General features: G+C 56.6%; 19 protein-coding genes. 14 read left to right on the forward strand and 5 right to left on the reverse strand.

What is annotated here, in order from left to right; all coding sequences use genetic code 11:
- The first annotated feature begins 62 nt into the window (after positions 1-62).
- The 12 genes from FKM52_RS04140 (at position 63) to FKM52_RS04195 (ending at position 14,023) form a co-directional block, all read left to right on the forward strand.
- Entirely contained in the window at positions 63-3,170 is a 3,108-nt protein-coding gene (locus tag FKM52_RS04140; protein ID WP_141174928.1) for an autotransporter outer membrane beta-barrel domain-containing protein, read from the forward strand.
- A gap of 189 nt (positions 3,171-3,359) precedes the next feature.
- Positions 3,360-4,028: a hypothetical protein gene (locus FKM52_RS04145; RefSeq protein ID WP_141174929.1), complete on the forward strand. Its 669-nt coding sequence runs from the start codon at positions 3,360-3,362 to the stop codon at positions 4,026-4,028.
- Positions 4,029-4,443: 415 nt separating this feature from the next.
- Positions 4,444-5,151: a hypothetical protein gene (locus FKM52_RS04150; protein WP_141174930.1), complete on the forward strand. Its 708-nt coding sequence runs from the start codon at positions 4,444-4,446 to the stop codon at positions 5,149-5,151.
- Positions 5,151-5,603 carry a hypothetical protein gene (locus FKM52_RS04155; RefSeq protein ID WP_141174931.1) on the forward strand — a complete coding sequence of 151 codons (453 nt, stop codon included), beginning with the start codon at positions 5,151-5,153 and terminating at the stop codon, positions 5,601-5,603. The genes FKM52_RS04150 and FKM52_RS04155 overlap by 1 nt, the downstream gene beginning before the upstream one ends.
- Before the next feature lie 74 nt (positions 5,604-5,677).
- A complete protein-coding gene (locus FKM52_RS04160; RefSeq protein ID WP_141174932.1) occupies positions 5,678-8,443 on the forward strand; it encodes a sigma-54-dependent transcriptional regulator in 2,766 nt (921 codons plus the stop codon).
- A 90-nt stretch (positions 8,444-8,533) separates the two neighbouring features.
- Complete coding sequence (locus FKM52_RS04165; protein ID WP_141174933.1) at positions 8,534-8,956, forward strand: PTS sugar transporter subunit IIA; 423 nt, start codon at positions 8,534-8,536, stop codon at positions 8,954-8,956.
- A 15-nt stretch (positions 8,957-8,971) separates the two neighbouring features.
- Positions 8,972-9,442, forward strand: a complete 471-nt coding sequence (locus FKM52_RS04170; protein WP_141174934.1) for a PTS sugar transporter subunit IIB — start codon at positions 8,972-8,974, stop codon at positions 9,440-9,442.
- Positions 9,443-9,457: 15 nt separating this feature from the next.
- The gene (locus tag FKM52_RS04175; RefSeq protein WP_141174935.1) at positions 9,458-10,234 is read left to right on the forward strand and encodes a PTS mannose/fructose/sorbose/N-acetylgalactosamine transporter subunit IIC; all 777 of its coding nucleotides are present in this window, start codon (positions 9,458-9,460) and stop codon (positions 10,232-10,234) included.
- Entirely contained in the window at positions 10,224-11,051 is an 828-nt protein-coding gene (locus FKM52_RS04180; RefSeq protein WP_141175206.1) for a PTS system mannose/fructose/sorbose family transporter subunit IID, read from the forward strand. Before FKM52_RS04175 ends, FKM52_RS04180 begins: the two co-directional genes overlap by 11 nt.
- 10 nt (positions 11,052-11,061) lie before the next feature.
- Entirely contained in the window at positions 11,062-12,123 is a 1,062-nt protein-coding gene (locus FKM52_RS04185) for an SIS domain-containing protein (protein ID WP_141174936.1), read from the forward strand.
- Positions 12,124-12,141: 18 nt separating this feature from the next.
- Positions 12,142-13,152: an SIS domain-containing protein gene (locus FKM52_RS04190; RefSeq protein WP_141174937.1), complete on the forward strand. Its 1,011-nt coding sequence runs from the start codon at positions 12,142-12,144 to the stop codon at positions 13,150-13,152.
- A 103-nt stretch (positions 13,153-13,255) separates the two neighbouring features.
- A complete protein-coding gene (locus FKM52_RS04195) occupies positions 13,256-14,023 on the forward strand; it encodes a class I SAM-dependent methyltransferase (RefSeq protein ID WP_141174938.1) in 768 nt (255 codons plus the stop codon).
- Positions 14,024-14,120: 97 nt separating this feature from the next.
- Here the strand turns inward: FKM52_RS04195 and FKM52_RS04200 are convergent, their stop codons facing one another.
- On the reverse strand, positions 14,121-14,555 hold the full coding sequence (locus tag FKM52_RS04200; protein WP_141174939.1) for a DcrB-related protein: 435 nt from the start codon (positions 14,553-14,555) through the stop codon (positions 14,121-14,123).
- Positions 14,556-14,807: 252 nt separating this feature from the next.
- On the opposite strand from FKM52_RS04200, the gene FKM52_RS21890 reads away from it, so the two are divergent.
- The gene (locus tag FKM52_RS21890) at positions 14,808-15,305 is read left to right on the forward strand and encodes an RcnB family protein (RefSeq protein WP_244316874.1); all 498 of its coding nucleotides are present in this window, start codon (positions 14,808-14,810) and stop codon (positions 15,303-15,305) included.
- Positions 15,306-15,570: 265 nt separating this feature from the next.
- Here the strand turns inward: FKM52_RS21890 and FKM52_RS04210 are convergent, their stop codons facing one another.
- The 4 genes from FKM52_RS04210 to FKM52_RS04225 all read right to left on the reverse strand — a co-directional run bounded on the left by FKM52_RS04210 (position 15,571) and on the right by FKM52_RS04225 (position 22,790).
- A complete protein-coding gene (locus FKM52_RS04210) occupies positions 15,571-17,382 on the reverse strand; it encodes an FAD-binding protein (RefSeq protein WP_141174940.1) in 1,812 nt (603 codons plus the stop codon).
- 519 nt (positions 17,383-17,901) lie between these two features.
- The gene (gene opgB, locus FKM52_RS04215; RefSeq protein ID WP_141174941.1) at positions 17,902-20,196 is read right to left on the reverse strand and encodes a phosphatidylglycerol--membrane-oligosaccharide glycerophosphotransferase; all 2,295 of its coding nucleotides are present in this window, start codon (positions 20,194-20,196) and stop codon (positions 17,902-17,904) included.
- A gap of 268 nt (positions 20,197-20,464) precedes the next feature.
- Positions 20,465-22,243 carry a glycerol-3-phosphate dehydrogenase/oxidase gene (locus tag FKM52_RS04220; RefSeq protein WP_244316873.1) on the reverse strand — a complete coding sequence of 593 codons (1,779 nt, stop codon included), beginning with the start codon at positions 22,241-22,243 and terminating at the stop codon, positions 20,465-20,467.
- Positions 22,244-22,400: 157 nt separating this feature from the next.
- Positions 22,401-22,790, reverse strand: a complete 390-nt coding sequence (locus FKM52_RS04225) for a tautomerase family protein (RefSeq protein WP_141174942.1) — start codon at positions 22,788-22,790, stop codon at positions 22,401-22,403.
- 115 nt (positions 22,791-22,905) lie between these two features.
- Here FKM52_RS04225 and FKM52_RS04230 point away from each other — a divergent pair, with 115 nt between their 5' ends.
- Positions 22,906-23,838, forward strand: a complete 933-nt coding sequence (locus FKM52_RS04230; protein ID WP_141174943.1) for a LysR family transcriptional regulator — start codon at positions 22,906-22,908, stop codon at positions 23,836-23,838.
- The last annotated feature ends 3 nt before the right edge of the window (positions 23,839-23,841 follow it).

Below are 23,841 nucleotides of genomic sequence, written 5' to 3' on the forward strand. Positions count from 1 at the left end.
TATTGCACATTGAAGCATCTCAAAAATAAAACATCTGCAACCAATAAGGGACGGTATCTGTAATGTTAAAGAAAAGCAGAAGGTTGGCTGTCGCTCAGCGCATATTGCGCTCTGAGATAAAGGGGCGGCAGGTGCGCTATAGCGCGCTGGCAGCAGCGGTTTATCTGGGCGCAGTTGGCCCGGCGATCGCCGGTAACTACATTGAGCAGGGCGTGGCGGGCGATGCGGCCAGCTGGCGCAGCAGTGAATTCAACGCCGAATGGGGGCTGGGCGCGATTCATGCTGATGAGGCGTATGCCGCCGGCTACAGCGGCAAAGGTATCAGGCTGGGAATTTTCGATCAGCCGGTTTATGCGCAGCACCCGGAATTTGTCGGCGCGAATAAAGTGATCAACCTGGTGACCGAGGGCGTGCGCGCCTATACCGATCCCTATATTCCGGTGAAAGCGGGCGACGCCTTTAAATATGACGGCACCCCCAGCCTTGATTCCGGCGGCGAACTGGGCACCCACGGTACGCACGTTGGCGGTATCGCCGCCGGCAGCCGCGACGGTGGTGAAATGCACGGCGTGGCCTGGGGCGCGCAGATCGTCAGCGCGGAAAACGGCGATCCCGGCCCGGAGGATGGCATTGTTCTCGGCAACGACGGCGCGGTGTATAAGGCGGGCTGGGATGCGCTGCGCGAAAGCGGCGTACGCATTATCAACAACAGCTGGGGCATCGGCATTACTGATAAATTCTCGCAGGGCGGGCGCGATCCCGCCTATCCGAACTTCACCGTCAACGATGCGCAGAAGCAGTTCGATCAGATCAAACAGATCCTTGGTACCGTGCCGGGCGGCGCCTACCAGGGGGCGATCGATGCGGCGCGCAGCGGCATCGTTACCATCTTTGCCGCCGGTAATGATTACAACCTCAATAACCCGGATGCGATGGGCGGGCTGGCTTACTTTGTGCCGGATATCGCACCGAACTGGCTTACCGTCGCCAGCCTGCAACAGGAAGAGGAAGGCTATACCATCAGCACCTTCTCCTCGCGCTGCGGCTACACCGCCAGCTTCTGCGTGTCGGCGCCGGGATCGCGCGTTTATAGTTCGGTTATTGAAGGCGCCAGCGCCGATGATTTGACGACCGGCTACGCCAAATACAGCGGTACTTCAATGGCGGCTCCGCATGTTGCAGGCAGCATCGCGGTGCTGATGGAGCGTTTTCCCTATATGACCGGCGCCCAGGTTGCGCAGGTGCTGAAAACCACCACGGTTGATATGGGCGATGCGGGCATCGATGCGCTGTATGGCTGGGGCATGATCGATTTAGGTAAAGCGATTCACGGGCCGGGCATGTTCTACACCGTGGAGGATATTCCTGAAGCGTTTCGCGTGCCGGATCCTGACGGCAGCGCCTATGGATCGACGCAGTTTGTCGCCAATATTCCCGGCATCGGCGCGATGGTGGACCCCGACCAACGCTATGCGCACCGGTGCGAAGGGGTACAGTGCGCCTTCGATATCTGGTCGAACGATATCTCCGGTCATGGCGGCTTGACGAAAGAGGGCGCGGGCGCGCTGCTGCTTACCGGCAACAACACCTACAGCGGCCCGACGCTGGTAAACAATGGTCTGCTGGCGATTAACGGTTCGCTGACGTCAGCGGTGCGGGTACAGCAACAGGGCGCGCTGGGCGGATCGGGCCGCGTAGGCGCTTTAACCGTCGCGCGCGGCGGCACCGTGGCGCCCGGCAACTCTATCGGCACCCTGAACGTTGACGGCGACGTTAATTTTGAAGCGGGTTCGCGCTATGCGGTGGAGGTGGCGCCGGATGGGCGTAGCGATCGTATCGCCAGCGGCGGCGCTATCCATATCAACGGCGGCGAAGTGGCGGTATCGCTGGAAAACGGCGATAACCTGCTTAGCCGCAGCGAAGTACAGAGCCTGGCGGGACGGCAGTACACCATTTTGTCGGCGACTAACGGCATCAGCGGCCAGTTCGCCAGTTCGCTGCCCAGCTACGCTTTTCTCGGCACTTCGCTGGGCTATCAGGGCAACCAGGTTTCGCTGGCGGTTGGACGTAATGATGTGAGCTTTACCAGCGTAGCGGCTACCGACAACCAGCGAGCGGTTGCCGCGGCGGCGAACGCGCTGGGCGCGGGCAATCCGCTGTATGAGAGCCTGCTGCTTAGCGGGTCAGTGGGCGAAGCACGCCAGGCGTTTCGCCAGCTTTCCGGTCAGGTACATGCCGATATCGCCTCGGCACAGGTCAATGACAGCCGCTATCTGCGCGATACGCTGAACGATCGCCTGCGTCAGGCTGAAGGGCTGGCTGCCGCAGGCGATATTAAAGCCGACGAGGGCGGTGCCTGGGCGAAGATGCTGGGCGCGTGGGATCACGCCTCCGGCGATGCCAGCGCTACCGGCTATCAGGCCTCTACCTGGGGCGTGCTGCTGGGGCTGGATTCCGCCTGGGCGGATGACTGGCGCATGGGCGTGGCGACCGGCTATACCCGCACCTCGCTGGATGGCGGTTACGGCGCTGATGCCGACAGCGATAACTATCATCTGGCGGTGTACGGCGGCAAAGAGTACGGTGCGCTGGCGCTGCGGGCGGGCGCGGGTTACACCTGGCATCGCTTCGATACCGCGCGTTCCATTCGCTACGGCAGCCAGTCCGATCGGGCCAGCGCGCAGTATAACGCGCGTACCGAACAGTTCTTCGCTGAGGTGGGTTACGCTATTCCTGTCGGCGCCGTTAATCTTGAGCCGTTTGCTAACCTTTCATACGTTAACTTCCAGAACAACCGTATCGCCGAACAGGGCGGGGCGGCGGCGCTGCACGGCGACAAGCAGCATACTGACGCCACGCTCTCTACGCTTGGCCTGCGCTCCGATTTTCAGTGGGATATTAACCTGACGACATCGGTGGCGCTGCGCGGCGAGCTGGGCTGGCAGCATCAGTATGGCGATTTGGATCGCGGCATGGGGCTGAAATTCAACGGCAGCAATACGCCGTTTGTGGTGAACAGCGTTGTCGCTTCGCGTGATGGCGCAGTGATTAAGGCCAGCGCGGAGATGGCGCTGAACGCTGATTCCCGTCTGTCGCTGGGCTACAGCGGCCTGATCTCCGATAACTATCAGGACAACAGCGTTAACGCGGGCTTCAGCTGGAATTTCTGACGTTTAATAAATCAGCACTCCGGGCGGGGCCGAAAATGGCCCCGCTTTTTTATGATGGGGCTGGTATGTTATCGCAATAAAGTTTCACTTCTGATGGCCGATAGAAGCAGGGATAACTTTTCAGGTCAGGAATGCCCGATAGCAGGCATCCGCCTGAAATTTTTCTGATGGCTAAAAGGACGAAACAAAATGATGAAAAGAGGATGGTTGCTGCTGGCTGCGACGCTGGTGCTGACTGGATGTGTGAGAACCCCGGCGCTTAGCGCCCGCAGCGTGACTGAAACGCAGAATAGCGTTGTCGATGGCAAAACAACTCTCGATGAACTGCTACAGCGCTACGGCCAGCCGGAAAATAGGTCGCCGACCGCAACGGGAAAAGTGAATGTCGGCTGGAAAAGAACCTGGTCTGATAATCCTCTCCATGCTGCCAATATATCACGGCTTAACGTGCTGGTTGATAAGCAGGTAGTCATCAGGCATATCTTCACCCGTTATCCGCTGACGCTTAATAATAATTTCCTGAAGGATGCGACGAAAGAGAGCCTGGGCGCGGTGATTAAGCCCGGCGTGACCACTGAAAGCAGTATGATTTCGCGCTTTGGTCAGCCAGTTAGCTACACCTTCAGTGACGAAGGCGAAAAAATCATGCTTTATCTGTGGCAGGATATTACCGACGATGCCAGCCGCATGATTCCGATTGTTGGCGGTTTTATCGGTACTCAGTCCGGCCCGGTCTATACCTTGTTAATTACGCTTAACGATAACGGCACGGTAAAAGCGTGGGATCTGATTCATGCGCAGGGCAAACGCGGCGCAGGGATTATGAACGCCTCGGCGATTAAACTAACGCCACAGTAAAAGGCTTCGGCTATCCGCATATTATTCGTGCGGCAGCCTGAGGCTTAGGCAGGGAATGGCTTATCGCGCCGTTGACTGCCAATAACGGGGCCGAAAACGGCTCCGTTTGTTTATCTTTTTTAGCGTTAATCAGGTGAGATAATAGCGGTTAACTGATAAATAATTATCGGCGGCAGCGAGCATTTTTTAGCTAAAATTGATTCCTTAAATTAACATTTTAATTTATTAAATCTTTTAACTCGTATAAGTAATAGTAAATAAATCGAACTGCCAATTTTAATTGAATATTTTAAATGGATTTGTTTTTTATTTATGGTGAAGGTGATGTTATCTGTTTTTTATTAAAGTCAGTGGTGTTTTATTATATAAATGCTTTATAAGGTATTAATTGAAAAATGTTTTGTAAGGAAGGTTAGTGAGCAAACGTAAAGATATTATTGATGCAAGCGAGGTTTTCTATGCCAGGACAGGACTGGTTTATTCGGAGATTCTGGGATGGATAGATTTAGGCCATGCTCAAGGGGAAGATATAAAAAAATTAATTTATGCCATGGAGCAGGGAGAACGTAGCAGTAATGAGATCTATACAATATCTTATTCACAAACAATGTATAAATATTCAAAAAATATTTTTGGCGTAGGTATGCATGCTCGTTGGCAAATTAAAAAAGGCAGGCCATTAGATCAGCGCTTTAGTATTGCTCTTGCGATGATGATGTCTACTGCTGTCAACTTTGAAAGGATGCAGGCATCACTGCCATTTATTTGGTTTACGGACAGTGGATTTAGCGCTGAAGATTTAGTTTCTGATTTGCTGGGTTTCTATCGTGCAGTACGACCAATGAATTACTTCCCTTTTCTAAAGCTGATAAGTCGGAAAGAGGCGCTAAAGCGCTGGGATTATTATGGACCAGTTGGTAATTATAAAAATAAACTCTTCAAACCTCTAATTTTTCCTGACCCAACAAAAAATAAATATCCTAAACCTTTTTATGGAAAATTACCAAAATTTATGTTGTCTATCAAACCATTTGCTGATTATCATAAAAATATTGTTAAGGTAATTACAAATAATGGCGCTCATGCTAACATTTTAACTAAACCAAAATCTGAGTTTGAATAATGGATAACAAATATAAAAATATCGGATGTGCGGTGGGTGGTTTGCTTCTGCTATTAATGGCGGCCTTGTTTTTTACCTTTATCATGCTGGTTACGCTGGATATCAGCTACACTGAAAAAGAGTGGTTTAAATATCATTTATTTACTTCGGATGAAATTAAACAGGCACCACGGCTCACTCATCGCTATGAAATTAGTGTCAAAGCACAAGATGGCAACGCGGCGGGATTATCCCGCATCACCTTCTACGGCACAAGGGATGGCGCAAAGCTGGAACAGTATCTGATTTCTCTGGGCTACTATCCGGCAACAGAAACAGAAGGCGGCAAAATCTGGTATTCGCCGGATGGCGAACGTTCCGCGCAGGTTTACATTAACAGCGAAAACAGCGTCAGCCTGATCATCTATGACACAGGTGCCCCGCAATCTGTGCGTCGTGCCACAAAACAGTAATTCCCCTGCGGGCCGGCGTTTGCCGCCGGTGACTTCACGGCATCATAGCCTGGTGATGTAAACCGGGGAAAACTATGACGCGCAAAGATAACTTACTCCATTTCCTGCTTAATCAGACCGACTTTTTCGATCCGCACCACATTAGCGAAGTCTTTACCGCAGGCTGGCTGGCGCAGCGTTTTGCTATGCAGCGCAACACCGCCAGCCACTATCTCAATCAGCTGGTGGCCGAAGGCGCGTTGGTAAAAATTAATACGCGTCCGGTCTGCTTTTTACATAAGCACGGCTTTGAGCAGCAGTTTTTTCCGCTATCGCGCAGCGAATATAACAGCGTGGCGGAGCTGCTGGCGGAAGAGGTTGAAGCGGAGCAGGCCGCCGATCACTTCGCCCTGCTGATTGGGCATGACGGCAGCCTGAAAAAACCGATCGAACAGCTAAAAACCGCGCTGTTTTATCCCGACGGCGGGCTGCCGCTGTTGATTACCGGCGAAAGCGGCACCGGCAAAAGCTATATGGCGCAGCTGCTGCATGAATACGCCATTGCGCAGCAGGTTATCGAGCCGGACGCGCCCTTTATCAACTTTAACTGCGCGCAGTACGCCAGCAATCCCGAACTGCTGACCGCGAACCTGTTCGGCTATGTTAAAGGCGCGTTTACCGGCGCGGTAAGCGATAAGGCGGGCGCCTTTGAGGCGGCGCAGGGCGGCATTCTGTTTCTTGATGAGGTACATCGCCTCAGCGCCGAAGGGCAGGAAAAGCTGTTTACCTGGCTGGATCGCAAAGAGATTTACCGGCTGGGCGAAACGGCGCAGGCGCAGCGGGTGCAGGCGCGGCTGATCTTCGCCACTACCGAAGAGATTCACAGCACCTTTCTAACCACCTTTATCCGCCGTATTCCGATACAAATCACGCTGCCCGATCTGGAAAGCCGCAGCCGACAGGAGAAACAGGCGCTGATGATGCAGTTCTTCTGGCGCGAGGCGCAGCGGGTCGGCGGCAGCCTGCGGTTAAGCCCGCGCCTGACGGAGGCGCTGGGGCGCTATATCTGGCGCGGCAACGTCGGCGAAATGAAAAACGCGGTGAAATACAGCGTCGCCTCCGCCTGGGCGCGGCAGCGCGGGCAAAAAAACATTGAGGTGACTATTCACGATCTGCCGGAAGCGGTAATGGCCCAGCTGCCGGCGCTTGGCGAGCCGCAAAAATCGATCGAGCCGGTAGTGGTTGACGCCGCCGCTTCGCCCGCCTGGCTGCTGCGTCAGCAGGATGGCACCCGCCTGCTGATTCAGGATACGCAGCTTAGCGTACTGGCGCTGTTCACCCGCTGGCGCGGCGGCCTGATGGCCTGGGAGGAGATGGAGAAGCGCATGGGCAGCGAAATAGAACTGCTGTTCGATCGTCTGATCTTTGATAACCGCGATAGCGCGGAATCCTCCATGCTGTTGCTCACCAGCAGCCAGGTACGCGAAGAGTTTTACCGACTGGAGAAACGCTTCAACCTTCAGTTCAACGGCAACTGCATCTACGCGCTGAGCCATTACCTGCTGCACCGCGCCAGCGAAACGCCCGCGCGCCTTAATGTCGAACTGATTCGCCAGCTATCCCACAGCCTGGAACAGCGCTATCCGCTACTCTGCCGCTTCTGTCACGAAGTGCTCTCCTCGGTCACCCATAAGCTCGATCTGCAACCGCAGCGCATCGACGCGCTGCTGCTGATTCTCTGGCTGCAAAAAACCGGCGCGCTGAGCCAGACGCAGGTCACGCGGGCGGTGATCCTCGCCCACGGTTACGCCACCGCCAGCAGCATCGCCAACGTGGCGAACCGGCTGCTGAAAAGCAATCTGTTTGAATCCTTCGATATGCCGCTCGACGTCACGCCGGAGGCGATCGCCAGCGAGGTAATGGACTATATCGATCGCAATGCGCTGGCGACCGGGCTGGTGATTCTGGTGGATATGGGATCGCTGAACGCCATCCATCGGCACTTTAATCGTCATATCAGCACGCCGGTAGCGATTATCAATAACGTTTCAACGCGCATGGCGCTTTACGTTGGCGAGCGTATTCTGCGCGGCGACTACCCGGAAACCATCGTCAGCGAGGTGGCCGCCGATCTGCCGATTGAGCATCAGCTGATCTGGCCGCAGCAGAACAAGCCGCGGGCGCTTATCACCCTGTGCGCCACCGGCCTCGGCGCCGCCAGTAATCTGAGCGCGCTGCTGAAGGCGAGCATCCCGGAAGCGCTGGCGATTGAGATGGTAGCCTGCGATTACGACAGCCTGACGGATGAGCCGAAGCGCGCCGCGCTGCTGGCGCGCTATGAGGTGCTGGCGGTGGTAGGCACCCTCGATCCCCAGCTGCCGGTGCCGTGGATTTCGCTGGAGTCGTTGATTTCCGGGCAGGGCAGCGCGACGCTAAACCGGCTGTTCGGCGGGCTGACGAGCAGTGAGCAGGTGGAAGAGATCAACAACCTGATCGTGAAGAATTTTTCTCTGCGGCGGGTGATTGAGTCGGTAACCATCCTTGATACCGGCAAGGTGATTAACCAGGTCGAGCAGTTCCTGCTGCGCTATGAGCATCTGGCCGGGCTGCAGCTGACTAACGATCGCAAGGTGGCGCTCTACATTCATATCAGCTGCCTGATTGAGCGCCTGATCCGCCAGACGGCGATCCAGCGCTACGCCGGCCCGGAGCGTCCGCGGCGTCAGCTAAATCCGCTGCGCGAGGCGTTTAGTGTCATTGAAGCCAGCTATAGTGTCAAAATCCCCGACGCCGAGCTCTGCTATATCCACGATATCCTGCATCGTGAAACGGAATTTATCCCGTCAGATCAAGAGTTTTAGTTCAATTCTCCCGCCTCGTTATCGGCGCGCCACTATTTATGGCACGCCGGTTGCTCTGATCCCTGTGTGGAATCGCTTGATGAGGTCAGGATGAAACGTCACTACATTTTCGCCAGCCACGGCACCTTCGCCGCCGGTATTCGCCAGTCCGTAGAGTTAATACTGGGCGCTCAGCCGCAGCTGCATACGCTGTGCGCCTACGTGGATGAAAACGAAGATTTAACCCGTCAGGTCGATCGCCTGATGGAAAGCTTTACGCCGCAGGATGAGCTGATCGTCATCACCGATATTTTCGCCGGCAGCGTCAATAACGAATTTATTCGCTATCTCTATCGCCCCGATTTTCATCTGCTGGCCGGTTTAAACCTGCCGCTGGTGATTGAAATGCTGATCGCGCCGCCGGATGAACCCGCGGTTCAGCTGATTCAGGAGGCGCTCAGCAACGCCAGAGAAGGGATGCAGTACTGCAATCAAACCATAAGCGGCGCCCGCTGCGCCGATAAAGATTTCTGAGCGAGGAGGATAACCATGATAAAGCTCTTACGGGTCGATCATCGACTGCTGCATGGCCAGGTCGCCTTTTCCTGGACGCAATATATTGGCGCCGACTGCATTCTGATCGCCAATGACAGCGTGCCCAATGATGAACTGCGCAAAACCACCATCAAGCTTGCCAAGCCGCCGGCGGTAAAGCTGGTGATTAAAAATATCGACGACGCCATTGAAGCGATTAAAAGCGGCGTGACCGATAAATATAAGCTGCTGATTGTGGTGGAGTCGGTTAACGACGCCTGGCGTCTGGCGAAGGCGGTGCCGCAGATTGAGAGCATCAACCTAGGCGGCATCAAGGCGCGCGAAGGCAGCCGTAATATCTCGAAGGCGATTAACGTGCTGCCGGAAGAGATTGCGCAGCTGCAGGAGCTGACGCAGGCGGGCACCGAGGTGGAGATCCGTCAGGTGCCCGGCGATCGCAAACAGCTGTTTACCGAGGCGCTGTAGCGCAGGGGAGTCACCATGACAGAGGCACTTTTGCTGGGGCTGGTGGCGTTTATCGCCCAGTCTGAATATGCGCTTGGCACCTCGCTGCTCTCCCGGCCGATTGTTACCGGCCTGCTGACCGGCCTGGTGCTGGGCGACGTGGAAACCGGGGTGATTATGGGCGCGACGCTGGAGCTGGCGTTTATCGGCTCCTTCTCGGTGGGCGCGTCTATCCCGCCCGACGTGGTTACCGGCGGCATTCTCGGCGTCGCCTTCGCCATCACCTCCGGCGCCGGCACCGAAACGGCGCTGCTGCTGGGCCTGCCGATCGCCACGCTGACGCTGGTGCTGAAAAACGTCTGGCTGGGGCTGCTTATTCCCACCCTCAGCCATAAGGCGGATCGCTATGCTGAGCAGGGCAACACCGGCGGCATTGAGCGTATGCACCTGCTGGCCGGGTTCGGCCTGTCGCTGATGCTTGCCACCATCGTCGCTGTCTCCTTTATGGTGGGCAGCGGCGCGGTGAAAAGCCTGCTCGACGCCATTCCTGAGTTTATTAAGCACGGCCTGAGCGTAGCGACCGGCATGATCCCGGCGCTCGGCTTCGCCATGCTGGCGCGGCTGCTGATCAACAAGAAAGTGGCGCCTTACTTTTTCCTCGGCTTTGTACTGATGGCCTACCTGAAAATTCCGGTTACCGGCATCGCGATTCTTGGCGCGATCGTCGCGGTGGTAATGGTCAATATGACGCAGCAGCCGGTACAACGCGCCTCAGCGGCGCAGGGAGTGGAGAATGACGAAGATGATTTCTGAGGATAAAACCCCGGCGGAGCCGACCATCACTCCGCGCGATCTGCGCCGCGTGTTCTGGCGCTCGTTCCAGATGGAGTTCTCCTGGAACTACGAACGGCAGATGAACCTGGCCTTTGTCTACGCGCTGATGCCGATACTGAAAAAGCTCTATACGCGTCAGGAAGATCTGGTCAGCGCGCTGAAACGGCACCTGGTTTTCTTTAACACTACGCCGCATATCGTCACGCTGATCCTCGGCATTACCGTCGCGATGGAGGAGAAAAACCGCCGCGACGGCGGCATCGACAGCGCCTCGATCGATAACGTGAAGGCATCGCTGATGGGGCCGCTGGCCGGGCTGGGCGACTCCTTTTTCTGGGGCACGCTGCGCCTGATCGCCACCGGCATCGGCACCAGCCTGGCGCTGAAGGGCAATATCCTTGGGCCGATTCTGTTTGTGCTGATTTTCAATATTCCGCACATCCTGGTGCGCTGGCTGTTTACCCGCTGGGGCTACGTGCTCGGCACCGGCGTGCTACAGCGTATTCAGCAGAGCGGCATGATGGAGAGCGTTACCTACGGCGCTTCGATTATCGGCCTGATGGTGGTGGGGGCGATGACCGCCTCGATGATTGATATCACCATCCCCATCACCTTCGGCGCGGGCGAGGCGAAGACCGAGGTGCAGTCGATCATCAACGACATTATGCCCTGTCTGCTGCCGCTGCTGAGCTTCGGCATCGTCTACTGGCTGTTGGGAAAAAAGGCGCAGCCGCTGGCGATTATTGGCGGGATGGCGGTAGTCGGCATCCTGGGGTCATGGGTTGGTCTGTTCTGAGGAGATAAGCATGTCAGTAACCATGATGGACTGTATCGCACGCGAGCCGGAAATTCTGGCGCGCATTCTGGATGAGTATCCGCAGAAGCTGGCGCCGGTACGCGAGCGGCTGGCGCAGGGGCCGGTACGCCGCCTGCTGATCCTGGCGACCGGATCGTCAATGAACGCCGCCCAGTGCGCCGCCTACGCCTTCAGCGCATGGGCGCAGATTCAGGTGGAGATTAAAGAGCCTTATCCTTTTACCCACTATGAACGCTTCGATGAGGCGACCGACTGGGTTATCGCGCTGTCGCAGAGCGGCAAAAGCCACTCCACGCTTCAGGCGCAGCGCAAGGCGCAGGCGGCGGGGCGGGCGGCGTACTGTATGACTTCCAACGGCGACAGCCCGCTGGCGCAGGAGGCGGATGCGCTGCTGGATATTAACTGCGGCATCGAGCCGGTCGGCTTCGTTACGCTCGGCTTCAGCGCCACGGTGCTTAATCTGCTGCTGATCGCGCTGATGGCAGGAGAAGCGCAGGGCGGAATCTCCGCCGCCGAACGCGATAATACCCTGAATTCGCTGCGTGCGCTGACGCAGCGGCTGCCGGAGGTGATGCGCCGCACCGACGCCTTTATCACGCGCCATCAGGCGTTGCTGAGCAGCGCGCCGCGCTATGTCGCTATCGGCTACGGCGGGCTGGTGGGCGTGGCGAAAGAGTTCGAAACCAAATTCACCGAGACGGTGCGCTGCCCCTCCAGCGGCTTTGAGCTGGAAGCCTATATGCACGGTCCCTATCTGGAAGCGAACGCCGGGTATCTGCTGCTGTTTATTGAAGATGCGCCCGACGCCCGCAGCGGCGCGCTGCGCGAATATATGCGCCCGCACGTTAAAGCGGCGCTAACCTTCAGCGCCGCAGGCGACGGCGACGATCAGACGCTGGCGCTCGATTTCCCCCTCGATCCGCTGCTGGCGCCGCTGCTGCTGATTGTACCGGTCCAGATACTGGCGTTTCGCGTCGCCGCCATGAAGGGCATCGATCTGGGCGTACGCATATTCGACGACTTCGACAAAGTATTACAAAGCAAAATTTAACCTCTCAGGAGAAAAAATATGTTGGGATTTAATCAGGACGAGTACCTGACCAGTACTCGTGAGATCGTTGCTGCGCGCAAAATTGCAGAACAGGTAGCAGAAGAGATTCATCAGGCGGGCTACAGCAACCTGTTTTTCGCCTCGGTGGGCGGTTCGCTGGCGCCGATGATGGCGATCAATGAGTTCGCCAAAGAGTGCACCGCGCTGCCGGTTTATGCCGAGCAGGCGGCGGAGTTAATTACCAAAGGCAACAAAAAATTAACCAAAGATTCGGTAGTGATCACCCTGTCGAAATCGGGCGATACCAAAGAGTCGGTGGCGATTGCCGAATGGTGTAAAGCGCAGGGTATTCGCGTGGTGGCGATTACTAAAAACGCCGATTCGCCGCTGGCGGCGGCGGCCAGCTGGCATATTCCAATGCGTCATAAAAACGGCGTTGAGTTTGAATACATGCTGCTCTACTGGCTGTTCTTCCGTCTGGTGGCGCTGAACGGCGAGTTTGCTGACTACCATCGCTTCGCCAGCCAGCTGGAACAGCTGCCGGAGAATCTGCTGCAGGCCAAGCGCGACTTTAACCATCGCGCCGATGAGATCGCCCGTCAGTATCATGACAGCGACTATATGATGTGGATCGGCGGCGCGGAAATGTGGGGCGAAGTCTATCTGTTCTCCATGTGCATCCTGGAAGAGATGCAGTGGAAGCGCACCAAAGCGGTCAGCTCGGCGGAGTTTTTCCACGGCACGCTGGAACTGCTGGAGAAAGAGGTGCCGCTGTTCCTGGTAAAAGGAGAGGGGAAATGCCGCGCGCTGGACGATCGCGTTGAGGCTTTTGCCCGTAAGATCAGCGATCGGGTGGTGGTGATCGATCCGCGCGACTATCGCCTGAACGGCATTGATGACCAGTTCCGCTGGATTATGGCTCCCTGCGTTGCCTCTACGCTGCTGGTGGATCGGCTGGCGGCGCATTTTGAAAAATATACCGGCCACAGTCTGGATATCCGTCGCTACTACCGTCAGTTTGACTATTAATGCCGCCCGCCCCTTCTGTTGCCGGAAGGGGCGGCCTGCGGCTTAACTTCGTGCAATAAAAGTTGCATAATAAATGCAACTTTTATTGGGTAGCGAGGTAACCATGTCTGACAGTAAAAAAGCGGGACATACTTTTCTGGCCAGCCTGGGGAAAACCCGGCTGCGTCCGGGCGGCGCGGAAGCGACAGAGTGGCTGCTCGCCCAGGCCGGGTTAAACCCGCAGAGCAAGGTGCTGGAGATCGCCTGCAATATGGGCACCACCTCGATTGAACTGGTTTCCCGCTTCGGCTGCCAGGTTTACGCTGTGGATATGGATAAGCAGGCGCTCGGCAAGGCGCAGGAGAACGTTGCCGCCGCTGGCCTGTCCGATCGCATTCATATCAGCGAAGCGAATGCCCACCATCTGCCTTTCCCCGATAACAGCTTTGACGTGGTGATTAACGAAGCCATGCTTACCATGTATGCCGATAAGGCCAAACGGCGGCTGGTACAGGAATATTATCGCGTGCTGAAGCCCGGCGGCTGTTTGCTGACGCACGATATTATGCTGACTCAGGGCCAGCTTGAAGTTAATGCGGATGCGCGGCTGCAACAGATAGTGAAATCTAACGTCAGCCCGATGTCGCAGGAGAACTGGCAGGCGCTGTTTTATCAGGTCGGCTTTACTCAGGTACAGACGCACAATGGTCCGATGTCGCTGATGTCGCCGCGCGGCATGATTAAGGATGAAGGCGTGGCGCGAGCGCTCAGAATTGCCTTTAACGGCCTGAAAAACCGCGAGAACCGGCAGCGTTTTCTCGGCATGTTCCGCTATTTCCGCGCCCAGCGTCGCTATATGAACTATATCGCCTGCTGTTCACGCAAGGCATAAAAAAAGCGGACGCGCCGTGCGTCCACTCGATTGATTTTCCGCCCGCCGTGGGCGTCTGCTGCCGCGCTAACGGCCTGCTAACGCGGGCGGTTAGCGGTCACGCCGCCGGTTTAAAGCTGGCAAGCAGCGCATTGAACTGCGCGTGATCTTCTTCCGCCATCGGGCCGTTCTTGGTCTGGGTAAAGACCACCAGCGTCGCGCCCAGCAAAAAGATCGCCTGGTGCTGAGTAAGCTGCTGCCCTTCACGCTGCATCTCGATAACAATCCGCTCGCCTTCAACCAGACGATCGCCAAGCCAGACGCTGCTGCGTTCAGTAATCTGGTTGCCCGGCATATGCTTTTCCAGCATCGCCAGCTGATTATTAATATGGTCAGCGAGCGTAACGCCCGGCGGTAAGCGATCGCGCGCGATAGAGTACGCCGTTTTAGCGCCATTCATTGGGCGGAAGACGTTCACCGTTTGATCGATATAGCCTTCAGGCAGAGTAAGGCTACCTTCGGTAAACAGACAACGAGACGTGGTATTTGACATAATCGCAGTTCCTTTTGCTTGTAAAAACAATATATTCGCACAGGTTGGCGCTAATGACCACACGCAGAGTGGGCGATCATCCAGGAATAAAGCCGCGCGGCTGACGGCTTATCAGGCAACTATTTTTTTTCCACCTGCGCGCGTGACAACAAAGTTCACAATAAAAGTTGCGACTGTTGGCGTAACCAGGGTTAATTTGTTGTCACTACAAGAAGCGTTAGTAACGGCAGAGCAGGGTTATCAGGAGAAACTATGCGTAACACAACCAGGATTCTATTTTCAGGCGCCTTAATCAGCGTGCTGACTTTGGCCAGCGTGGCTCAGGCGGAGGATAAGCCGAACGTCCCGGAGGAAAGCGCGCTGCAGGCGGCGCCGCAAACGCCGGATCAGGCGGAGTCGACTCCGGATCAGGTTCAGCCTGCGCCGGAAGCCGCGCAGACTCAGGATCCGCTTCAGCCTGATATGCAAAGCGGAGAGCAGGCGCAAAACGCGCCTGCTGAGCCGCCGGCTGAAAGCAAAAATTATGATGTGAACGAATTCTTTAGCGATGCGCAGCGTTACAGCGTCGGCGATCTGGTGCCGGAGAAGTATCGCAGCAAACCTTATGAAATCGTTGAATGGCAGAAGCGTCATCTGCCGGCGCCGGAAATTGGCAGCCACTGGACCTATATGGGCGGCAACTACGTGCTGATTACCGATGGGGAAGGGAAAATCATGCAGATCAAATCGGGCGAAATCTTCTTCCGCTAGCCGCGGGCGCATTCGCCGTCAGGTTTCAGCGGCCAGCGCCTTGCCGGCGTCTGGCCGTTATTGTTTCCGGCGTCGACCGCGCTGGCTGGCGTTATGGCGTCCCCGGCGGCGGCGATTCGTGCCTGGCCGGCGTGCGCCAGCAGCGTGTCGCTGCGCTGACAGCTGCTGAAAGCGGGGCAGGGATATGCCCGGCATTCGGTTAATAAAATTGACGCCGGCCCGCGGTTAACAACGGGCCGGCGTTGTTTAAGCCGTTCAGTAACGGTCAGGATGCGCGCGTGAGATTCAATACCGCCTGTGAGAAGGCGAATCTGTTTGTGGGATCGATGCTGGTTTTAATCGCCAGCAGTTCGTCGCGCACGCGCTCGCCGAAGTAGAGCTGCAGGAAGTCGCCATACAGTTCGCCCGGATCGGACGTATAGCCCGGATTAACGCCCAGCTGCCGATCGGGATAGTTAAAATAGCATCCCTGATATTTATCGCCCCAGACGGGGAAGCCGCTGGCGTTATTGGTGCCCTTATTATGGATGAAGTTATAGCCCTTGTTAAACCAGGCGACGATAGCTTTTTCAACCGCTTTGCGCTGCTCCTCGTCCCGGTTTTCATAATTCTTCCAGTAGGTTTGATATTGAAGTTTAAGCGTCGAGTTACGGGCGGCGACGGCAGTGTGGAATAGTTCCGGATTGTCCATGGCGTTGATCTGTTTGCCGTAACTGTCAATCTGAATCAGCGTTTGCGCTTTATCCAGAGTATCGGGCACTTCATTATCCTTCTGCGTGCCGGTAAGAAAATAATAAATCTCCTCCCCTTCAGGCTGAGTAAAGTTTTCTATCATGCAGCTGCTTTTGTATTTACCGCACTGGTTTTCGCCAGAGCCATTCAGCATCTGCGTCATATCAATCCAGGGAAGATCGTATAAATGATTCAGCAGAACCGATGCCGAGACCGGATGGCCGGGCAGATAATAAGGCTGCTGAAGATGTTTGCTCTCTTTCGCCTCAGGGATCCAGTCTTTCATATAGTCAATAAAATCATAAATCGCCTTGATCGCTTCATCTCTGGTGTAGGCTGGGACATCCTGGCCTCCGAGGGTGGCGCTGTCGTGCCCGGAATGCTCGCCATATACTACCTGCATACTGATAGCCATAAAGTCGCTGCTATTCTGCCGGAAGGTGAATTTTCCCAGGGTAAAGGCCTGTTCAGGTAGTTGAGTGCAGGCATCATAATAGGCTTGCAGAAAGGCTGCGAAATTAGCAGCATCAGTTTCCGGAGAGCTGGTGCTGAACTGTTCCCAGGCCACCGGGAAACTGATAAACAGCGCATGTTCAGGCGCGGCGGGGACGCGCGCTTTTTCAAAATAATATTTAGTGATAATGCCGAAATGACCGGAGCCGCCGCCGCGGCTGGCCCAGTTCAGCCGATCTTCATCGTTGCCTGGCGTAAAGGTTCTGATCTTATATTTGCCCTCAGTGGCATCGGGTATTACCATCTCAACGCCAGCCAGATAATCGACAACTAACCCATGCAGGCGTGATAATAAACCATAGCCGCCGCCTGCGATATGTCCGCCGGCGCATACGGAATAGCAGGAGCCGCCCGGCAGGGCCGCGCCATATTTCGCATGCAGGGTCTGCTGGATAAGCCAGTTGGAAGCGCCCGGCTCAACGACGATATATTCTTTATCCTCTTTGACTTCTTCGCTAATACCCCGCATATTGCTCAGATCAATAACAAAGCGCGTTCTGGTTCCTGAATCAGTATCTGTCGCGCTTTGAAAGGTGAAATTTTCATAACAGTGGCCGCCGGAAATAACTTTTATTTCGCCGGGTTGTGCTGATAATTTATACAAATTTTGCAGCGTTTCCACAATGTCGCTGGCATTTGATACAAGATAAACGCCTTCACCCTGGGATGGGGATAAATCGTTGTCGAGTTTAAATCGCTGGTTGAAGCCTCTGTCCAGTCCTGGATAATTATTGCTTTCTGGCGTTACGTAAATGCTCACGGGAATATCTCCTTCAGGTTTATTTAAATATTTAAGCTCTCTGCCGTGCTGCGGCGAAAATAAAACTAACACAGGGGTTAACGGCTAAATTGTGATCCAGCCCGGATATAAATGCTCAGGCAGGCGCCATTATCTGTTGATTAAATAATAAGTTTTAATAACAACGTAAGCGCGTTTGGGGTTGTTTTTTTAATATTTCCGGCTGCCGTTGCGTATTGCTGCATGCATCTGGTTAAAGCGCATTTTAAGGTTAAGGACGGGGTTTTTATTTAAAAACAGCGTGTCCAGTTACTGAATGGACGGAAAAAAAACGCATTTATTTTAGCGCATTTATTTTTAATCTTTTTCAGGCGTCTGTCATTTTAGGCTGTGACATAATAATTTTTGCTAAATAAATATCATTCTTTAAATGAAAACATACGGCAGTCGATTATTATGCCGGGATAAAACGAGGCGTTAACATGAAAACGAGGGGCCAGCGAAAAAGCTTCGGCTGCGGTTTTGTTATCACTATCAGAAACGGAAAAGCGCAGGCGATGGCAAAAACAGCCATCGCCTGCGCGGGAAGCGACTGAGCGGTAAAAACGCTCTCTATTGTTCGGTTGTCGCCACCACCTTAATGTCCACCAGGCCGATGCCCAGCTTGCGCGGATCCTGGCCGATAATATTGCCCTGGTTGGACAGCTGCGGCTGCGGCGGCGTAATGACCAGCTGGCTATCGCCTTGCGGATTAGTGAAATGCAGCGTCACGGTGGTGAGCTGATGGCCGAGCGTCATGGTCTGCTGCTGGCCCCCGACGCGCACCGGTATCGGGCGCTGCGCGTTAGGGCCGAAAGCTTTCGCACGGATCACCAGATCGAAACGCGGCGGCAGCGGTTGGACATAGTCGATGGCGACCTGCGGCGCCAGGTTGGCGTTTGACCAGCGTCCCCAGGCTTCCGGGCGGGAGATGCCGCTAAACTGCTTTACCGCCAGCGGCGCGCCCGGCAAATCGAACCTGAAGCTCTCCGCCTGGTAGCGAATATCGTTGTCGGCGATTTTCAGCATGGCGACATTATGCTGATAGCGGGCCTTATCCAGCGGCTGTCGGGCAATACGCGCTTCGCCCTGCCAGAGCGGTTTATCGATATGCTGCACCTGCGGCTGCGCCCCCAGCTGGCCCTGCGCGACACAGAGATCGGTAGAAAGCGTCAGCGCCGGCTGCCACAGGCGCGCCATTTTAAAGCAGCGGTCAACCCAAATAAACTTATCGTCGGCGGCGAAATCGGCCAGCTGAAAGCGCAGCGGCGCGGCGTACTCGCCTTCCGGCAGCGGCTCTACCTTATCCTTGCCGATTCTGAGCAGCAGCGGCAGGCTGAAATGCGCGCCGGAAAAGCTGATGCTGTTTTTCGCAGCGTCAACGCTAAAGCTATCGATATGCTTTGGAAATCCCCACAGCTGGATCACGTCCGGCTTCCACGTCAGCACTTTTTTCTTCATATCGAACTGCTCCGACAGCGAACGATCCGACAACGAGCTGCGCCCCAGACCGAGCGCCTTATCGCCGCCGAGCAGATCCAGCACCGTAGCGCCGTTGTCCAGCGAGCTGCGCTTCATAGTCAGCAGCTGCGGCTGAGGCCGATCGCCGCGAATAATCATAAACAGGTTATCGCGCTGGTGGGCGTTAAGGTATTTCCACGCGCTGTTGTTCATCGCCAGATGATCGGACGACACCACAATCAGGGTATTTTTCGCCCACGGCGAGGCAAGGATACGCTCGATCAGGCGCGCGATATGCTGCTGGCTACAGGCGACGGCGCTAAACGACTGGTTGGCTTTGCCCTCATAGCGGTAGCTCTTTCGATCGCAGCTGCGTGAGATAAAACCGTCCGGATGATGCGTATCCACCGTCAGGGTAAACAGGGCGAAGGGCTGTTTTTGCTGCGACAGCTGCTCAAACTGCTGCCACACCTCGTCCATCACCGTATCGTCATAGAAGCCCCAGTTATTGCGGTAGCTGACATCGGCTACCCGCTGTTGCAGTTCCTGCAGGCCGTACAGGCGATCGATGCCGTGCGAGCGGAGGAAGGTGTCTTTACCGGCGAAGCGCAGATCGGCGCCCTGGATAAACCAGGTCTGGTAGCCGGAATTTTTCAGCACGTCGCCCAGACAGATATTTTGCGGAAAGAAGCTGGCCAGCGAGGCGGAGGCGTTGCCTTCAAAAGGGGCGAACAGCGGAATACCGCACTGCGAGGCGACCATGCCGGCGATGGTGTATTCGGTGCCGGGCAGCTGTTCGGTCTGCGAGAAATCGAGCGCCTGCTGCCGCTTCAGGCGGCCCAGCTCCGGCGCCAGGCCTGCAAACGCCTGCTCATCGAAATAGGTTCGTTCCAGACTTTCGCCATAGATATAAACCAGGTTTAGCCGGGGATAGGCGATCTGCTTTTGCGGCACGTGATACCAGCGGGCAAAATCGCCGCCCTCTGCCGGCGCGGGCGCCAGCACCAGATCGCTTACCTGTTGCCAGGCGGGAGCGGTCTTGATCGACGCAATCGCCAAAGCCAGCGCCAGCAGACTGTAGCCGATATGATGCGGACGATTGCCGCGCCGCAGCAGCAGCCATGACAGCAGGCAGAACACCAGAAACAGCGCCAGCAGCAGCCCGATGCCGGGCAGCACATATTTGCTGACGCCGGCGCCGGTCAGGCTGTTGGTCAGCGTATAGATGACCGCGTCGTTAATCCCCTCGCCGGTAAAATAGTTGCTGGCGTAGAGCGCGGCGTTAAGTACGATAAACAGACCGAGCACCAGCAGCAGCGCCAGATACCAGAAGCGATTACGTCCGGCCTTGCAGGCGTAAATCACGATCGACGCGGCAAACAGGATGACTGAAAACCATTCGGACAACGGAAATTCCTCACGCGAAAGCCGGCCGCGGCGGGCGCGCCAGAATCGCTTTTATCACAGGGAGAGTACGGAATTTTTTCAATCTATCCTGACTGTCACATTGCTGCAACATGCCATCTCACAACTGTGGCGTACGCCGGGTAAATTCAGACTTTCATCGCGCCCTGGCGCCAGAGATCGCCCATCGCCAGCTCCAGCTTTTTAAACATCCGATAGCGGGCGGCATCAAGGCATTTTCCTCTGCCTGAACAGAGGCTTCAGCCGTACTTTATCGCTGACCAACATGCAATTCTCCGGCGGATGGATAAGGGGAGGGGGAGGCTAAACGCAGGCCGGAGACGCCGTGCAGACGCGCCAGGCGCGCGAGGGTCAGCTCCAGCTGCTGCTGGCGCGCGGCGACGCTCCAGCCCATTTCCTGCGCCATCAGATGAGCGATTTCCGCCATCAGCGGCGGGGTAAGCTCGCCGCTGATGCCCAGCGCGGTGCGCCGCAGCAGCAGATCTTCCAGCATCACTACCTGCTCCTGCCGGATCAGCCAGCGCAGCTCGGTATCGCTGTAGCCGGCGTGATGCTGCAACGGCTGCTCATCCTGTTCGGCGATCAGGCGCAGCAGCGCAACGGCGCGCGTGCCGTAACGATCGATCAGCCGATCGATGCGGCTTTCCGGCACCCGGTATTTCCCATGTAGTTCCTGGATCCAGCTGGCGCGGCGTTCGCGGCAGGGGAAATTGCGCCCGCCGCCGATCGCCATCTCTTCCGTCGATCGCTGGCGCTGTTCGCCCAGCAGTTTCAATACCCGATCCGCCGCCTGCTCGCCGAAGCGGCGGAAGGTGGTCCACTTGCCGCCGACCAGATTCAGTACCGAAAAATCGCGCGTGGCGTCCGGCGGGAGATAGACCAGCGAGTGGTTGCGCGTGATGCGCCCGCTGAGCTGCGTATCGCTGGCGGGCAGCGGGCGCACGCCGGCGAAGGTGTAAAGCACATCGTCGTCGCGCACCTCGATATGGGGGAAAACAAAGCGCAGCGATTCAAGAATATAGCGCTGCTCTTCCGGCGAGCAGGCGATATCGTCCGGGTTATCCACGCGGATATCGGTGGAACCCACCAGCACCTTGCCGTACCAGGGAAACATAATGCAGACGCGCCCGTCCTGATTTTCGTAATAAACCATCTCATCGCGCAGCTCGGCCAGCAGCGCCGGGCTGTCAACGATCAGATGCGATCCTTTAGTGCCGCCGATCAGTTTGGGCGGCTCCGTGGGCAGCAGCTGATGATTGATCCGATCGATCCAGGCGCCGGCGGCGTTAACCACAATATGCGGCTCAAAGGTAAATTTTTCGCCGGTGAGGCGATCGCGCAGCGTTACCCGCTCGCCGTCGCTCTCCTCCAGGCTGAGGTAGTTAAGCGCCAGCGCGTTGGCGCTGCTGTTCTCCGCATCCAGAACCAGCTCGACGCCCAGCCGCTCCGGCGCTTTAATCCAGGCATCGTAGTAGGTGGCGCTGTATTTCACCCAGTCGGCGAAGCTGGGCCAGCGCGCGCGCGTTTCGGCGCGGTTGTGCAGGCGATGGCGCGGCATGCTGCCGTGCTGGCGAGTGTAGAGATCGTAGAGCGACAGGCCGGTTTTTAACAACAGCGCGCCGCGTCTGGCGGGTTTTTCGCTCAGGCGCAGAAAACGTTTGCTGGCGTTGACCAGGCCGCCGCCCCAGCTATCGACCGGCACCGTGGTGCGCAATGGCGCAACGTAGTGCGGAGCGTTTTTCAGCAGTCGATCGCGCTCCTGCACCGACTCCTTTACCAGATCGAACTCGCCGGTTTCCAGATAGCGCAGGCCGCCGTGAATCATGCGCGACAGCGCGCCGCTGGCCGCCTGGCACCAGTCATCCTTCTCAATCAACACCACGGGCACGCCCTGTAGCGCCAGCTCGCGGAAGGTGCTGATGCCGTTAATGCCGCCGCCGACGATCAGGACCGGCAGATGATGTCGCTGACGCAGCACGGCAAGCTTCTCTTCGCGGCTGCGTTTTACCACCACTTCCTGTTTTCGCATGGTTTTCTCCTCCGCCAGCCGCAGGAGGCGGGCTGGCCTGGCGTTAACTGATTGCTCCTGCAATTATTTTCGCCGCCGGAGGAGAGGGCAAAGAATGTGCCGCCTAAAATACGTATCTGTGAGCCGGATCGATATTATCCGCTGCCTTTGGTTGCCGTTACAGCTCGCCGGTCAGGTACTGCGCCGAGCCGTTAGCGAAGCTCCAGTCGCCCTGTTGATTGTTAATAAAGCTGATCATCAGATCGCTGCCGCCGATACCGCAGCTGCTCTCCAGCTCGCGCGCCAGCTCGGCCATAAAATATTGTTTCTGTTCGCTGCTGCGCGGGCTGGTATAGACACGCACCAGCACCAGGCGATCGCTGCGCGTCAGGCCCAGCCCGGTATCTTCGAAAATCATCTGGTATTTTTTATTTTCGTGAACGATCTGATAGCGATCGCGCTGCGGTACGTTAAACGCTTTCAGCACCGCGCGGTGCGCCGCATCAAGCAGCGCTTTGATCTCATGTTCCGGGCGGCCTTCAATCAGATCGAATTGCAGTAACGGCATAGTTTTCTCCCTGGCGATCGGTGGACAACAGTGTCTGCCTGCTATCCTGGACGCTTAACGCCGCCGGAAAAAGCGTTATAGTTAAACGCATTGTTTACTATTTTGAACAATCACCATGAAAGCAAAAACGAATGCGTTATGGCTGCACCTGCACTGGCTAACGGTGCTGGCGGAGCAGGGTAATTTTACGCGCGCGGCGGAGCGCCTCGAAGTCAGCAAAGCCGCGATGAGTCAGAAAATTAAACAGCTGGAGACGCTGGCCGGGGTGCCGCTGGTGCAGCGCACCACGCGCAGCGTGCGGCTGACCGAGGCGGGAGAGAAACTGGTGCAGGCGCTGCGCGCGCCCTTTGCCGAAATCGAGCAGAGCTTCTACGCCGTGCGCGACAGCAGCGGGCCGCTGCGCGGGTTGATACGGATAACGGCGCCGGTCGCTTTTGCGCGCCAGCAGCTACAGCCGCATATCCGCGAGTTTTTGCGTCTCCACCCGCAGGTGCGTATTCAGCTGGAAGTGACCGATCGCCTGATCTCGCTGGCCAGCGAGGGGTTCGATCTGGCGATTCGCCACAGCCGGACGCTGCCGGAAACTCACGTCGCTCAGCTGCTGTGCGATACCCGGACGCTGCTGGTGGCATCGCCCGGCTGGCTGGCGGCGCACGGCGAACCGCAGCATCCCAGCGAGCTGAGCCGCCACGACTGCCTTTACTATCCGCGCGGCACCGAACCGCCGCGCTGGCGCTTTAGCGATGCGGCGCAGCCGCAGCAGGAGATTGTGGTCAACGTCAGCGGCCCATTCGCTACCAACAACAGCGAATCAATTCGCGACGCGGCGCTGGATGGCCTGGGTATTGCGATGCTGCCCGATTTCAGCGCGCGCCAGGCGCTGGAGGAGGGAAGGCTGCGTCAGCTGCTGCCGCAGTGGCGCATTAACGGCGCTTTCGCCGACCATATCTGGATCGTGCGCCCGTGGGCCGCGCGCGTGCCGCGGGCGGTAACGGAACTCAGCCGCTGGCTGCGACAGCATTTTCAACTGAAAAATAGGGCGCCTTAAAAA

It is taken from the genome of Mixta tenebrionis (assembly GCF_006517625.1).
Lineage (GTDB): Bacteria > Pseudomonadota > Gammaproteobacteria > Enterobacterales > Enterobacteriaceae > Mixta > Mixta tenebrionis.

Excerpts from the sequence above, each read along its gene's own strand:
- FKM52_RS04195 (WP_141174938.1), top strand. The coding sequence starts at position 13,256 with ATGTCTGACAGTAAAAAAGCGGGACATACTTTTCTGGCCAGCCTGGGG.
- FKM52_RS04225 (WP_141174942.1), bottom strand. The coding sequence starts at position 22,790 with ATGCCGTTACTGCAATTCGATCTGATTGAAGGCCGCCCGGAACATGAG.
- FKM52_RS04190 (WP_141174937.1), top strand. The coding sequence starts at position 12,142 with ATGTTGGGATTTAATCAGGACGAGTACCTGACCAGTACTCGTGAGATC.
- FKM52_RS04145 (WP_141174929.1), top strand. The coding sequence starts at position 3,360 with ATGATGAAAAGAGGATGGTTGCTGCTGGCTGCGACGCTGGTGCTGACT.
- FKM52_RS04175 (WP_141174935.1), top strand. The coding sequence starts at position 9,458 with ATGACAGAGGCACTTTTGCTGGGGCTGGTGGCGTTTATCGCCCAGTCT.
- FKM52_RS04155 (WP_141174931.1), top strand. The coding sequence starts at position 5,151 with ATGGATAACAAATATAAAAATATCGGATGTGCGGTGGGTGGTTTGCTT.
- FKM52_RS04200 (WP_141174939.1), bottom strand. The coding sequence starts at position 14,555 with ATGTCAAATACCACGTCTCGTTGTCTGTTTACCGAAGGTAGCCTTACT.
- FKM52_RS04170 (WP_141174934.1), top strand. The coding sequence starts at position 8,972 with ATGATAAAGCTCTTACGGGTCGATCATCGACTGCTGCATGGCCAGGTC.
- FKM52_RS04185 (WP_141174936.1), top strand. The coding sequence starts at position 11,062 with ATGTCAGTAACCATGATGGACTGTATCGCACGCGAGCCGGAAATTCTG.
- FKM52_RS04230 (WP_141174943.1), top strand. The coding sequence starts at position 22,906 with ATGAAAGCAAAAACGAATGCGTTATGGCTGCACCTGCACTGGCTAACG.
- FKM52_RS04165 (WP_141174933.1), top strand. The coding sequence starts at position 8,534 with ATGAAACGTCACTACATTTTCGCCAGCCACGGCACCTTCGCCGCCGGT.
- FKM52_RS21890 (WP_244316874.1), top strand. The coding sequence starts at position 14,808 with ATGCGTAACACAACCAGGATTCTATTTTCAGGCGCCTTAATCAGCGTG.
- FKM52_RS04220 (WP_244316873.1), bottom strand. The coding sequence starts at position 22,243 with ATGCGAAAACAGGAAGTGGTGGTAAAACGCAGCCGCGAAGAGAAGCTT.
- FKM52_RS04180 (WP_141175206.1), top strand. The coding sequence starts at position 10,224 with ATGATTTCTGAGGATAAAACCCCGGCGGAGCCGACCATCACTCCGCGC.
- FKM52_RS04160 (WP_141174932.1), top strand. The coding sequence starts at position 5,678 with ATGACGCGCAAAGATAACTTACTCCATTTCCTGCTTAATCAGACCGAC.
- FKM52_RS04140 (WP_141174928.1), top strand. The coding sequence starts at position 63 with ATGTTAAAGAAAAGCAGAAGGTTGGCTGTCGCTCAGCGCATATTGCGC.